Origin of the sequence: Curtobacterium sp. UCD-KPL2560 (genome assembly GCF_001705035.1) — a bacterium.
Taxonomy (GTDB): domain Bacteria; phylum Actinomycetota; class Actinomycetes; order Actinomycetales; family Microbacteriaceae; genus Curtobacterium.
Map to the genome: position 1 here is coordinate 170830 of NZ_MCIG01000001.1, position 13914 is coordinate 184743.

General features: G+C 73.6%; 11 protein-coding genes. 2 read left to right on the forward strand and 9 right to left on the reverse strand.

The window, feature by feature from the left end:
• Positions 1-76: 76 nt before the first annotated feature.
• A complete protein-coding gene (locus BEP24_RS00760; RefSeq protein ID WP_171898686.1) occupies positions 77-1411 on the reverse strand; it encodes a site-2 protease family protein in 1335 nt (444 codons plus the stop codon).
• 195 nt (positions 1412-1606) lie between these two features.
• Entirely contained in the window at positions 1607-2695 is a 1089-nt protein-coding gene (gene dxr / locus BEP24_RS00765) for a 1-deoxy-D-xylulose-5-phosphate reductoisomerase (RefSeq protein ID WP_065959206.1), read from the reverse strand.
• 60 nt (positions 2696-2755) lie between these two features.
• Here dxr and BEP24_RS00770 point away from each other — a divergent pair, with 60 nt between their 5' ends.
• Positions 2756-3256, forward strand: a complete 501-nt coding sequence (locus BEP24_RS00770; protein ID WP_065959209.1) for a hypothetical protein — start codon at positions 2756-2758, stop codon at positions 3254-3256.
• A gap of 81 nt (positions 3257-3337) precedes the next feature.
• Here BEP24_RS00770 and BEP24_RS00775 read toward each other — a convergent pair whose 3' ends face one another.
• Both BEP24_RS00775 and BEP24_RS00780 read right to left on the reverse strand, forming a co-directional pair.
• Entirely contained in the window at positions 3338-4306 is a 969-nt protein-coding gene (locus tag BEP24_RS00775) for an FKBP-type peptidyl-prolyl cis-trans isomerase (protein WP_065959211.1), read from the reverse strand.
• A gap of 9 nt (positions 4307-4315) precedes the next feature.
• Positions 4316-4792, reverse strand: a complete 477-nt coding sequence (locus tag BEP24_RS00780; protein ID WP_065959213.1) for an OsmC family protein — start codon at positions 4790-4792, stop codon at positions 4316-4318.
• A 127-nt stretch (positions 4793-4919) separates the two neighbouring features.
• Here BEP24_RS00780 and BEP24_RS00785 point away from each other — a divergent pair, with 127 nt between their 5' ends.
• Positions 4920-5912, forward strand: a complete 993-nt coding sequence (locus BEP24_RS00785) for an asparaginase (protein WP_065959220.1) — start codon at positions 4920-4922, stop codon at positions 5910-5912.
• Between the two features lie 85 nt (positions 5913-5997).
• Here BEP24_RS00785 and BEP24_RS00790 read toward each other — a convergent pair whose 3' ends face one another.
• The 5 genes from BEP24_RS00790 to BEP24_RS00810 all read right to left on the reverse strand — a co-directional run bounded on the left by BEP24_RS00790 (position 5998) and on the right by BEP24_RS00810 (position 13854).
• Complete coding sequence (locus BEP24_RS00790) at positions 5998-6672, reverse strand: hypothetical protein (protein ID WP_141693303.1); 675 nt, start codon at positions 6670-6672, stop codon at positions 5998-6000.
• A gap of 423 nt (positions 6673-7095) precedes the next feature.
• Positions 7096-9042, reverse strand: a complete 1947-nt coding sequence (locus tag BEP24_RS17320; RefSeq protein ID WP_290439167.1) for a zinc-ribbon domain-containing protein — start codon at positions 9040-9042, stop codon at positions 7096-7098.
• Entirely contained in the window at positions 9039-11501 is a 2463-nt protein-coding gene (locus BEP24_RS00800; protein ID WP_065959228.1) for a transglutaminaseTgpA domain-containing protein, read from the reverse strand. Before BEP24_RS00800 ends, BEP24_RS17320 begins: the two co-directional genes overlap by 4 nt.
• The gene (locus BEP24_RS00805; protein WP_083229953.1) at positions 11498-12886 is read right to left on the reverse strand and encodes a DUF58 domain-containing protein; all 1389 of its coding nucleotides are present in this window, start codon (positions 12884-12886) and stop codon (positions 11498-11500) included. Before BEP24_RS00805 ends, BEP24_RS00800 begins: the two co-directional genes overlap by 4 nt.
• Entirely contained in the window at positions 12883-13854 is a 972-nt protein-coding gene (locus tag BEP24_RS00810) for a MoxR family ATPase (protein WP_065959230.1), read from the reverse strand. Before BEP24_RS00810 ends, BEP24_RS00805 begins: the two co-directional genes overlap by 4 nt.
• Positions 13855-13914 lie beyond the last annotated feature (60 nt).

The window sequence follows — 13914 nt, forward strand, 5'->3', positions numbered from 1 at the left end:
GACGCGACGGGCAGCCGGCCGTCAGGCGCGTCCTGTGGACGCACCCCGACTGCCGGGGCCGTGTGGAGGAACCGGGTCAGCCGAACAGGTCGACCGGGCGGACGAGGTCGGCGTAGATGAGCAGCGCGCTCATCCCGGCGAGGAGCACGACGACGACCATCGTCAGCGGCATCGTCTTCGCGAGGTCGATCGCACCCGGGTCCGGCCTGCCGGCGAGCACGTAGGCCCGACGCTTCACCGCCTCCCACAGCGCCCCGGCGATGTGCCCGCCGTCGAGCGGCAGCAGCGGGACCATGTTGAGGACGAACAGACCGATGTTGAGCGACGCGAGCAGCCCGAGGATCGTGTACGCCTTGTCGACGACCGGCACCCCGCTCATCGAGGACACCTCGCCGATCGCGCGGCCGACGCCGACGACCGACACCGGGCTGTCCTGCGACCGCGCCTGCGAGCCGAACGCCGCGTTCCACACCGCGACGAGCCGCTGCGGCAGGTCGATGATGAGGTGCGCCGACGCCGCGATCTGCGCACCGGTCGCCGGGAGCACCGCCGCCGGGGACTGGCGGACGAGCGACTGCCCGATGCTGACGCCGACGACGCCGACCTCCTGCGTCCTCGTCGACCCGTCGGCCTGCTTCGCGACCGTGCCGTCCGCCTTCACCACGTCACGCGTGGCGAGCTGCGGCGTGACCTCGAGGGTCTTCCGCTCGCCGTGGCGTTCGACCACGACCGTGACACGCTCGCCCGCGGACCGCTGGAAGACCTTCGAGACCTCGGCGATCGTCGGGTCCTGCCGCCCGTCCACCGCGAGCACGACGTCGCCGTCCCGGATGCCGGCCTGCTTCGCGGGCGACTCGGCGTCTCCGGGCGCACACGCCGTTGCATTGCTCGACGGGAGGACGCAGTCGACGCTCGACGTGAAGGTCGTCGTCGGGGCGCCGAACCCGCAGAGCAGCACGCCGAACAGCACGACACCGATGACGAGGTTCATCGCGGGACCGGCGACCATGACGATGATGCGCTTCCACGGCGTCAGGCGGTAGAAGGCACGGGAGTCGTCGCCGCCGGAGTCGGCGATCTGGGCCGCACTCGCCTCGCGGGCGTCCTGCACGAACGCGCCGTACATGCCGGTGTTCGTGATCGCGCTCGGCTTGCCGGAGGCACGCGGCTTGAGCATGCCCACCATCGAGATGTACCCGCCGAGCAGGATCGGTCGGATCCCGTACTCGGTCTCACCGCGGCGGAAGGACCAGAGGGGCTTCCCGAAGCCGAGCGAGTACTGCGTGACCTTCACCCCGAAGAGCTTCGCGAAGGACAGGTGTCCGAGCTCGTGGAGTCCGATCGAGACCAGCAGGCCGACGATGAAGACGACCACGCCGAGGACGAAGAGGAGCACGGTTTCGACGGTCACCAGGAGAGGGTACGGGACCCTGGCCATGACGGAGCCGAGCGCACCCTGAGAGGTCTGCCGCGCCTCCCGTCCGGTCTGGAGGCGCGGTGCACGTGACGCGCACCCGTCGCGTCGCCACGCGGCCGGGTCGCGTGCCCCGCGCACGTCGACGGGTCGTCGAGGAGGCGGTCGCGTGGCGCCGACCGCGTCGGCGCGTCAGCGCGACAGGACGCGGTCGGCCGTGTCGCGGGCCCACCGCTCGGCGGCGAGCACCCCGTCGAGCGACGGCTCCCCCGCCGTGTGCGCGTCGACGACCCGGCGCACCGTGTCGACGATGTCGAGGAACCCGATGGCCCCCGCGTGGAAGGCGGCGACGGCCTGCTCGTTGGCCGCGTTGAACACCGCGGGGAACGTGCCGCCGAGGACCCCGACGTGCTTCGCGAGGTCGACGGCCCCGAACGCCTGCGTGTCCAGCGGCTCGAACGTCCAGGTGCTCGCGGTCGTCCAGTCGAGCGGGACGCCGACGCCCCGGACGCGGTCCGGCCACGCCAGGCCGAGGGCGATCGGGAGGCGCATGTCCGGCGGCGACGCCTGCGCGATCGTCGAGCCGTCGACGAACTCGACCATGGAGTGCACGATCGACTGCGCGTGCACCGTGACGTCGATGCGGTCGTAGGGCACCCCGAAGAGCAGGTGCGCCTCGATGACCTCGAGGCCCTTGTTCACGAGCGTCGCCGAGTTCGTCGTGACGACGAGCCCCATGTCCCAGGTGGGGTGCGCGAGCGCCTGCGCCGGGGTGACGTCCACGAGCTCGGCGCGGGAACGGCCGCGGAAGGGGCCGCCGCTCGCGGTGAGGACGAGCCGGCGGACCTCCGCGTCCGACCCCGACCGCAGCGCCTGGGCGATCGCGGAGTGCTCGCTGTCGACCGGCACGATCTGCCCGGGTGCCGCCGCTGCCTGCACGAGCGGGCCGCCCACGATGAGGCTCTCCTTGTTCGCGAGGGCGAGCGTCGCGCCCGTGCCGAGCGCCGCGAGCGTCGGACCGAGACCGACCGAGCCGGTGATGCCGTTCAGGACGACGTCGGCCTCGACGCTGCGGACCAGGCGCTCGGCGTCGGCGGCGCCGAACGCGGTGTCCGTGACCCCGAAGCGCGCGGCCTGCTCGGCGACGAGGTCACGGTTGCTGCCGGCGGTGAGACCGACGACCTCGAAGCGGTCGGGGTTGCGGGCGACGACGTCCAGGGCCTGCGTGCCGATCGAGCCGGTGCTGCCGAGGACGACGATGCGGCGCTTCGGGAGGTCCATGACGTCACCCTATCCAGGCACCCCTTGTCGGCGGGGCGTGATGTTTGGAATGTTGGCATAATGAAAGCGACCAAGCGATTCCTCCCCGCGCTCATCACGACCACGCTCACGGCGCTCGCGCTGGTCGGAGCCGTCCCCGCCGCCGCTCACGCGGCTGGCCCGGCATCGGAGACCGACGAGCTGACCCGACTCCGCGCGCTGAGCAACGCGCAGTCTCGTGAAGCGATCGACGCGCTCCTCGACGGTGACGACCCGGTCTCCCTCTACGTCGACGCACGTACTGGGGAGGTCCTCGCCGCCGAGGCCGTCGCCGACCGAGCGCTCAACCCGATCGGACCGGGATGCACGTCCACGAGCGTCTGCATGCGGAGCATCACCGGCACCCCGTACGGCCTGGCCGGGAGTGGTACGCGCACCGGCTCGTGGAAGAAGATCATCAGCTACTCGACCGGTGACCGTCGGACCAGTTTCTGGGCTTCGAACGGTATGGCGTACACCTACCGAGCGAACGCGACCGTCACCTTGAACGTCACGGTCACCATGACCAAGGTCCAGCGCTGACGCCTTCCCGACACGGCAGAGGGCGGCGAGCAGTTGCTCGCCGCCCTCTGCCGTGCGGGTGGGCAACCCGCCGGGACGGCCTCAGCCGAGCGCGAGGATGTCCACGACGAAGACGAGCGGAGCGTTCGCCGGGATCCCCGAGCCCTCGCGCGGGTTCGCGCCGTACGCGTCCTCGGCCGTGGCGACGATGAGGACCTGCGAACCGACCTTCTGCCCGACGAGGCCGGTGACGAAGCCCTTGATCAGGCCCTGCTCGGAGACGGTGAACGTCGTCGGGGCGCCCTTCGACCACGACGAGTCGAACTCCTTGCCGCCGTCGAGCAGAACGCCCTTGTACTGCACGAGGGCGCTGTCCCCGTTCTGCACCTCTGGTCCGTCGCCCTGCTTCAGGACCTCGACCTGGGTCGTAGCGGGCGCCCTGTACCCGGACGGGATCGTGATCTCCGGCTCGCCGTCGGCCTTGTCCTTCACCGTCGGGAGCGCCGGGTCCTGCTGCTGCGGCGTACCGGTCGCCTTGGTCGGGGTCTTCGCGATCACGTCCGCCACGACGACGATGTCGCCGCTGGTGGTGAAGCCGAGCGCCGACGACGCGCCGATCGCCGCGACGCGGTCGCCGACCTTCGTGCACGCGAGGAGGGCCCCGAAGCCGGTCCCGCCGACCGAGAGCACCTGGGGGTTGCCCTGGTCGAAGCCGACCGCGCCGAGCTTCGAGGCGTCCTTCGCCTGGTAGACGGCGTAGGAGACCTGGGCGAACTCGCCCTTCTGCAGCTTCGCGCCGTCGCCCTGGGCCACCGTGGAGGCCTGGGGCGTCTTCGCGCTGAGTCCCTTGTCGAACGTGACGGTCGGCGCTTCCTTGCCGCCGACGGCCCCGGTCACCTTGATGCTCTTCGACGCCGACCCGGGCTTCGGGCACGTGGAGATCGGGGCGGCGGACGCGCTCGAGGACGCGCTCGGCGAGGCGGATGCGTCACCCGACCCCGAACCGGAGCAGGCGGCGAGTCCGAGCACGACGGCGGGGACGAGGGCGATCGGGAGCAGACGGAGACGCATCACGGGGACCTAGTCTGCCGCACGGACCTTGGTGACCGACGCGTGGTGGACGGGGAACGCCACGGAGCGGGCGATGAAGCACAGTTCGTTCGCCCGGACGTGGGCTGCCTCGGCGTCGGCGACGCGGTCCGCCTCGAGGATCGTCACGACGGGGTGCAGCTCCGCGGCGGTCAGCTCGCCGGTGCCGTCGCGGTGGACGTCGAGCGCGGCGGTCGCGGTGTCGGTGTACTCGACGACCGTGAAGCCCTGCTGGACCGCGACGTACAGGTAGCTCATCATGTGGCACTGCGCGAGGGCCCCGAGGAGCATCTCCTCGGGGTTCCACCGGTCGGCGTCGCCGCGGAACGTGGGGTCGGCGGAGCCGGGGACGTCGGGCTTGCCCGGCGCGGAGACGAGGTGCTCACGGCCGTAGTCGCGGTAGCCGCTCGTCCCGGTGCCGCGGTCGCCGGTCCAGCGGACGGAGACCTCGTAGGAGTGGTCGCTCACGGTGGCCCTTCGTCGGTGGTGCGGTGCTGTCGGTGCCGGTGCCGGTGGCGGCGGTGGCGGTGGCGGTGCGGTGGTGGCGGTGCGGTGGTGGCGGTGCTGGCGGCGCGGTCGTCGGTACGCTTGCGCCATGCCGGTGAGCCACGACGTCCGCACTGATCGCCATCCTCTCACCGCGGAGGGCTCGGTCGAGCTCGCGGTGCTCGATCGAAACGGCTTCGACGAGAGCCGACACCTCGGTGCCGGCGTCGTCGTGGCCGCCGACGGCACGGTGCTCGACCGCGTCGGGGACCCGTCGGCGAGCATCTGGCCGCGGTCCACGATGAAGCCCTTCCAGGCGCTCGCGATCCGGGCGGCCGGCGCGGACTTCAGTGACGAGGAACTCGTGCTGACCACGGCGAGCCACGCCGGCACCGCGGCGCACCAGGCACTCGCCCTCCACATGCTCGAGTCGTTCGACCACGTCGAGGCCGACCTCGGCTGCCCGCCGGACATGCCCTTCGACCGCGCGACCGGGCGGACCATGACCGAACCGCGTCGTCTCGCGATGAACTGCTCGGGGAAGCACGCGGGCATGCTCGCCGCGTGCCGGGTCAACGGCTGGGACGAGGCGTCGTACCTGGACCCGTCGCACTCCCTGCAGCAACGGGTCCGTGACATCGTCGAGGCGTACACCGGCGAGGTCGTCGACGTGGTCGGGACAGACGGCTGCGGTGCACCGGTCTTCCCGTTGACGCTGACCGGCCTGGCGCGCGGCATCGCGGGCGTGACGGCCCGGAGCGACTCGGACAGCGCCGCCCTCGTGGACGCAGTGCTCGACCACCCGTGGGCGATCGACGGCGTGGGCCGGGCGAACACGGTCGCCATCGAGCGGCTCGGTGTGCTCGCGAAGTTCGGGGCCGAGGGCGTCATGGTGATGGGTCTGCCCGGTGGTCCGGCCGTCGCGGTGAAGACACTCGACGGCTCGCACCGGGCGGGGACCCTCGCAGCGTTGACCCTGCTCCAGCGCAACGGTCTGGTGGACGAGGCAGGGGTCGCCGACGTCATGGCTGCGACCGGCGAGCAGGTGCTCGGCGGCGGCGTCCCCGTCGGTGCCCTGCGCGCGGGGTCCGGGCTGCGCTGAGCGCGCCAGAGCACCGATCGAGCCGGGCGACCCCCGCACTGCACCTGCGGTGCTGCGGGACGGCTCCGCAGACCTGTGCGGTGTCTCACGGCGCTCCCCCGCTCCGGGCGGGCACACGGGGAACGTGGTCCGGCTCGAGGAGCGGCAGCACCGGCTCGACGGCCCGCGCGACGGTGCCGTCACGGGTCCGCAGGGTGCACCCGTAGCGGCTGACCTCGACGAGGGCGTCCCACGCCCGCGGCAGCTGCTGGAGTCCGGGGACCAGGACGACGGTCGCCACGATCGCCGGCCCCTCGTCGACGAAGCCCACGGCGACGCTGTTGCCCGCGGGCAGCGGGGTCCCGGTGGACGACAGGGACGGCGTGCACGATCCGTCCGTCGGATCGACCGCGATCGGCGGCGGGACAGCGACCACCGAAGTGCTCACGTCGCGGTGCACGTCGTCGGACGAGCACCACCGGACACGCTCGTCGCCGCCCGGTCCCGTGGCCTGGTCCTCCCCGGGCAGGACGGGCGCGGGCGACCCGCCGTCACGGGCGCTCAGGAGCTCGTCGGGGTCGGCCGATCCGGCGGCTCGGTCGCTGGCGAGCTGGTCGGCACCGGGCGGACCTCCCGCGCAGACACGCGCGAGCTGACCGGCGAGCCCGCGATGGACCGCCTCGGCCAGTGCGCCCCGTCCGAGGACGACCACGTGCGTGCTCCGCCCGGGAGGCCCGACCGGCAGCGTCACTCCGGTGCCGTCGGGCAGGGTGCCCAGCACGAGCCCACCCGACGCGGACGCGGACGACGACCACCCCGCTCCGGACCCGGACGGCTCCGGTGCGACGTCGGACCGAGCGGCGCCACCGAACGGATCCGGACCGGCGGGGGCGGTGATCCGGCGCGCACGGCGGGAGGGCGGCTCTGCAGGAGCACGGGGTGGCCCGCTCTCCGGGGATCGACGCACCGCTGCGTCCAGCAACGCACAGCACGCGGCCGTCGCGAGCAGGACGGCGCGCTGCGGACCCCCCAGCGACGCCGCGAACCCCGCCACCACGAGGAGCACGGCAGCGGGGACGAGGAGCCAACGGGCGAGGGACGGGGACACCGCACCAGGGCATCACAGCCCCCACCGTCGCGCGGTCGTCACGCCAGAACTGTGGAGACGGTTCCCCCACCACGAACGTGTGGAGGAACCGCCCGGTCACTGCACCAGGAAGAACTGCTCCCCGATGTCGACCCGGGCACCGCGCTCGACGCGGTAGCGACGTCCCGGCTCACAACGGCGGATCGACCCGTCGATGTGCCGGATGACGGTGCCGTTGCCCGACGCCCGGTCCGAGACCCACAGGTCGTCGCCGTCTCGCCCGAACTCGAGGTGCGTCTTCGACACGGACTTGCCCGGGTCGTGGATCGTCAGCAGCTCGTCGAACCGCTCCGCCGGCTGCGGACGTGGGAGCCGTCCGAGCAGGCCGGAGCCGTGCACGTCGATCCGCTCACCGGTGCTGAAGTGCAGGACGAACGGCGCGGTCGAGGTGTGCTTCGCGACGATGCGCGTCTCCTCGACGTCCTCGTCGTCGTCGACCTCGTCGTCGTCCACCTCGTCGGCGTCGCCGCTCGTCGGAGCGGTGACGGAGCCGATCGGCGGGAGGACCGGACCGGTCGAACCGGGCAGGGGCGGCAGCGGTGCAGCGGTGGGCGGACGGGACGACCAGGTGGCCGACGCCTGCGGAGCCGAGGGCGGCGCGGCCGGGGCACCCGGGACCGGCGGCAGCGGCGGCAGGACCACCCGCGGGGTCTCGTCGACGTCCGCGCCGATGTCGTCCGTCCCGTCGAGGTCAGCCGAGGTGTCGAGGTCGCCTGACGCATCGAGGTCATCGGACGCGTCGAGGGCACCCGACGCGTCGAGGTCACGACCGTCGTCCCGTCCGGACGGACGTGCAGCCACCTCGTGCTCGCGGGCGGCACCTGGAACGTCGAGGTCGACCCGGTCGTCGCCGACGAGGTGGTGATCGGTGTCCCCCGCGACACCGGGCGCGACGGCGGCGTCACCGGCCGCACCGGCGTCCGCCGCGTCGTCGGTGTCACCCGCTGCGCCGGCGTGCGTGTCGGTGTCCAGCTCGTCGCGGTCGGTGGCGGCCCAGTCCGGCCGTGCGATCGGCAGCGGGACGACCGGCCCGGTGAACGCAGCGGTCACCGCGGGGCGGACCGCACCGCACTCCGCGCAGAAGATGTCGTCCGGCTCCAGGGTGTGTCCGCAGACGTGACACGTCGTCGGACCACTGCCCGGGGTCACGAGCGGCGTGGGGCGCGGTGGTCGACGGTCGACGAGGGGCTCCACGACCGCGGTGTCCCCCGGCTGGGCTCCATGGTCGGTCCCCGCGCTCGTCGAGGACGTGGTGGCCACGTCCTCGTCGACCGCGGCAGGGGTCACGGGTTCGCGACCGATCCACCACGACGGCCGGGACGGCGCCACCGGTGCGGCTGGTGCCGGTGCGCTCCACGCCGGTGCGGCGGCCGGCGACCGCAGGTCGTCCCCGCCCGCTCCGGACGCGTCGGTGGAGGACCGCTCGTGGCGCTGCTGGCCTGCTGTCGGGTCGGTGGAAGCGCCGGAGGACGTGGCCCGGTCGAGGTCCGGTCGGGCGGCGGCCGGTCGGTCGACGTCCGGACGGGCGGTCAGCTCGTCGACGTCGGTCGCCGCGGCGGGTCCGGCAGGGTAGGCGTCCGGGTCGAGGGCCGGCTCGTCCGGTTCGGCCGACGGCTCGTCTCGGAAGCCGTCGCCGCCTGCAACGGCGTCGTGCCGCTGCCCGCTCGTCGGCACCACGGCAGGGGGTGCGGGACGGGCCGCGCGCGGGGCCTCGTCCGCGTACCCGCGGTCCGTCGGTCGGGGCCGGTCCGCCGCGCGGTCTGCACCGGTGAGCCACGCGCGCGTGGCCGGGTCGAGGGTGGCCTCGGGCAGCCAGGCGTCGGACGCGGGGTCGGTCCGGGTACCGTCGCGGCCGGGTTGCTGCAGGGGCGGCGGGGTGGCGTGGTCGTCGAGGGTCACGGGTGCCGGTCGGCGGTTCGCCGAGACGGTGACCGATCGGCCGCACTCACCACAGAAGATCGCCCCGTCGGGGAGCATCGATCCGCAGTGTTCGCATCTGATCACGGTGTGTCGTCCTCACTCGGCCGTCCACGACGCTCGCCGGCCTCCGGACCATGGTAGTCGCGCCGCCCCGGACGCCCCCGGTGGCCCAGGAGTCCCCGTCCGAGCCAGCCCGACTCTCCCGTCAGCGAGCGCAGTGAGACCGCTGCCCGCCACCGCTGGCGTCGCGTCCGTCCGTCGCGGAGGGACCGCACTGCCTCGGTCGCAGCACTCCACATCCGGTCGGCGGTGCCGTCGTCCGTGTCGTCCGGTCCGAACACCGAGCGGTCCGCCAACGCCGCGAGTCCGCTGCCACCCTCGCCCGGAGCTCCGACGACGGCCTCCCGGCGCGTGGCCGCACGCGAGACGTCGTGACCACGGTCGAGCAACGCGTCGCGGTACTCGTCCCACGCACCGACGATTCGTGCGCGGGCACTCGGTGCGCGGCGACGGCGACGACGACGGAGCCGCTTGATCGACACGACCACCGCCGACGGGAGCAACACGAGGGCCGCGAGGCCGAGCACCGCGAGGACCCACGGCAGCGCGGCGAGGAGGATCTGCAGCCAGAGCGGTTGCACGGGTGGCGTGGTCCGGTCGCTCTGCGGCGGTGCCTGCTGGTCCTGGTCCTGCTGCTCGACGGGCGGCGGCGGCACGACCGTCTCGGGCCGGGTGACGGGCTCCGGCGTCTGGTCCTGTTCGTCGGGGATCTCGCGCACGACGGGGTTCGGGTTGAGCATCACCCAGCCCCACTGTGCGGTGTCGACCTCGAGGCGTGCGGTGACGTCGGACCCGCGGAACGTCGTCGTCGTGTCCGTCCCTCCGCTCGTCGCGGCGCCGGGGCCGGCGCCGCCACCGGAGTCGCCGCCGGAGTCGCCGCCGGCGGTGAAGCCCATCACGACCCGCGCAGGGAACCCGAGCTGCCGCGCGAGCAGGGCCGCCGCGACCGCGTACTGCTCCTGGTCGCCGATCATCACGGGCGCCGTGAGGAGCTCCTGGATCCGGTCGGCGCCGTGTCCGGACCGGCTCGTGCGGTCGTCGCCGACACCGTGGCTGACGTAGCCGGTCCGCTGCAGCTCGCGGATCGCGTCGAGGAGCGCCGAACCGGGCGCCCCGGAGCCGGGCGCACCGGCCCGCTCCCGGACGGCGTCGGGGACACCGGTGGGGGTGGGGACGGAGGCCGTGCCCGGTCGCGCGGACGCGAGCTCGTCCTCCGACGGCTGGTCGGGCAGGACGGCGCGCAGTTCGTAGGTCGTCCCGTCGTCGACCCCGCCGACGACCGCGCCCGTGCTCGTCGTCCGGTCGTAGAAGAAGGCCCCGCGGTCCGCCTCGGCCTCGCGGCCGGTGAAGGTGACGGACGACAGGTCGCCGACGGTCGGGAGCCAGACACCGCGGTAGCCCTCGACGCGCACACCGACCCGGACGTCCGTCCCGGTGGTGCCGCTCGTGTCCACCGACGTGGGGACGCGCTCGAACGTGCCCGACGGCGAGGCGTCGTCGCTGCCGCCCACGCGGTAGACGACGCCGTCGTAGGTGTCGAGGGTCGCGATCCGGACGAACCCGCCGCGGGGCAGACCGGTGACGCGCAGCTGCGGCGCGTCGGACGTGCCGCGCTCCTCGTACGCCCGGAACCCGCTCAGCGGACTGACCTCGTCCCGGGGGTCGAAGGGCTTCACGACGTCGGTGCGGGCGACGGTGCGGGGCGCCGCGGGCGGTGCGACGAGCCCGAGGCCCGTCGCGACGACGGCCGCGGCGACGATGGTCCCCGTCCCGACGAGTGCGGGCCGCAACACCGATCGCCACACGGGCACCCGAGCGCCGACCGTCGCCGCGACGGCCGCGGCGCGTCGGACGTGCCGCACCGTCAGCGCCCAGACGAGCGCGATCCCGGCCAGGGCGACGGCGGTCGCGATCGACACGTCGAGGCGGGCGGGGCCGACGACGACACCGGCCCCGAACACGACGAACGCCGGGATGCTCGCCAGTTCCGGACGGGAGGCGCGGGTCGCCACGCTCACGGACGTCACCGTCGCGACGAGGAGCGTCACGAAGAACGGCACGAGCAGCGACTCGTAGGACCCCACCGGCAGCGAGATGGTCACCAGCCGCTTCCAGTCGAGGGCGACCCCGGCGAACAGGTGCAGCAGTCCGGCGCCGCTCGGCAGGATCCCCACGGCTTCGCCGGGCACCGCTGCCGGCACACCCGTGAGGGCGAAGGCCGCGACCGTGGCTGCGCCGACGACGACGGCGGGGAGCCTGGCGAGCGCACCGCCGAGCGCGACCACGGAACCGGCGACGACCGCGGTCACGGCCGCGGTGGTCATCGCACCGTCCTGGTACACGGGCCACCAGGACGTGCTCGCGAGGGCGAGGAGGAGCCAGACGACCGCGGTGCTGATGACGACCCGCAGCGGCTCCCAGCGGGCCGCGGTCCGTCGGGCCGACCGGCGCGCACCGGCTCGTGTCTGCGTCGCGACGCTCATGCCGCGCCCTGCCGGTGCAGTGCGTGCCGGAGGTCGTCGAGGTACCCGACGGTGACGACCGTCAGGCCCGCGATGCGGAGGAGACCGGGTCGCGCCTCGGGTTCGCAGACGACCGCGACGACCTCGACGCCGACGGGGAAGCGCGTGGCCGCGAGGCGGAGCGCGGCGAGTCCGACGGTCGACCCCACCACGAGGAACGCGACCGAGATCCCGGCCGTGTCCGCGCCGACGATCCGGGCGACCTCGGCGACGGGCAGGCAGGAGTCGGAGAGCCCGACGGTGGCGAACGCGTCGAGGAGCCGGGTCGGCGTGACCGTCGGCAGCTGCTGCACCGCGTAGACCGCGCGCTTGGCGTACGCGGGTGTCGGTGCCGAGACGACGACCGACACGTCGCGGCCGTCACGCACCGCGCGCGCGCCGAGCGAGGCCGCCGCACTGACCGCGAGCTCGAACTCGTCGTCGTCCGCGTACTCGCTCCGCGAGACGCCGAGTGCGACCACGAGGTGCGATCGCCGGGTGTCCTCGAACTGCCGCACCATGAGGGCACCCGACTTCGCGGTCGACCGCCAGTGGATCGTCCGGGGGTCGTCACCGGGGACGTACTCGCGGACGGCGTGGAACGCGATGTCCGACGGCGAGAGGTCGCTCGTCGCCTGCCCCTCGAGGTCACGCACGAGACCGGTGCTCGTCGACGGGACGGCGATCGTCCGCGGGTGCACGATCACCTGTTCGCGGCGCGTCCAGACGACCTCGCGGCGGACCAGCCCGACCGGGTCGGCGCGGACCCCGGTGACCGGCCCGACGTCGAGGACGCCTCGGCGCACCGTCGACACGGGGACGTGCTGTTCGGACGTGCCGCGCGGTGCGATCGCCGGGAGGGCGACGTCGATGAGCCCGGTGCCGACCGGGACCTCGACGGTCGTCGGCACCGACGGCAGGCGCGCAGGGTTCTCGGCCGTCACCACCACGGTGGCCTGGTCGTCGACCGCGACGCGGTGCTGTGGCAGGTCCATCCGCACGACGAGGCGCGAACGCCCGACGAGCGCGACGGCCGCGACGACCGCGAGCACGGCACCCGCGAAGCCGACCACGACGACCTCGCGCAGCCCGAACCGGTACCCCGCGACGAACGCGACGAACGTGACCAGGGCGACCGCCCAACCCAACCCGGTGACCACGGATGTGACCGCCGTCCACCCACGTCCGACGAGCCTCCAGACCGTCGACCAGGCCTTGGCGAGGCCGACGACCGCGTCGGCCACGACGCCGTCCCGCTCACCGACGAGCCGGGTCCGCACGTTGGTGAGGCCCGCGACGGTCCCGGTGCGGTCCGCCGCGTCGCCGGCACGGCGCGACCTGGTGGCGGTGGGGCGGTGGTCCGTCACGACGCCGCGCGGTCGGCGGGCGGCGGCGTCTCGACGAGCAGCTGCCCGACCACGCTCGTGGTGCTGACGCCGTCGAACTCGGCCTCCGCGTCGAGCACCAGACGGTGGGCGAGCACCGGGACCGCGAGGGCCTTGACGTCGTCGGGCGTCACGTAGTGGCGACCGTTCACCGCGGCGAGCACGCGTGCGGACCGCACGAGTCCCATGGCGCCGCGGACGCTCACGCCGAGCCGGACCTCGCTCGCCGAACGGGTGCCCTCGACGAGCCGTGCGACGTAGTCCGCGATGCTCGGGTCGACGTGCACGGTGCGCGCGAGCGCCGCCATCTCGGTGATGGTCGCGGCGGGCACGACGGCGGCGAGCGGGATCGACACCGACGGCGACGAGGCCGTCTCGAGGATGCGCACCGTCGCCGCGTGGTCGGGGTAGCCGATCGAGGTCTTCATGAGGAACCGGTCGAGCTGCGCCTCGGGCAGACGGTAGGTGCCGGCCTGCTCGACGGGGTTCTGCGTCGCGATCACCATGAACGGGGCGCCGAGGCGGTGCGTCACCCCGTCGACCGTGACCGCAGACTCCTCCATCGCCTCGAGCAGGGCCGACTGCGTCTTCGGGCTCGCGCGGTTGATCTCGTCGGCGAGGACGATGTTCGAGAAGACGGGGCCGCGGTGGAAGTCGAACTCCTGCGTGCGCTGGTCGTAGACGCTGATGCCGGTGATGTCCCCGGGCAGCAGGTCGGGCGTGAACTGGATCCGGTTCGTGGAGCCCTGCACGCTCTGGGCGAGCGCGCGCGCGAGGCTCGTCTTGCCGGTGCCCGGGACGTCCTCGAGCAGGAGGTGCCCCTCGCTGAGCATCGCGGTCACGGCGAGTCGGATCACGAACGTCTTGCCGAGGAGCACCTGCTCGACGTTCGTGACGATGCGGCCGGCGACGTCGGCGAACCAGGCGGCCTGCTCGGGGGTCATGCTCATGCGGTGGGTCCTCGTGGTGCTCGTGGTGCGGTAGGGGCAGCGTACGGGGCGGCGGTGCCG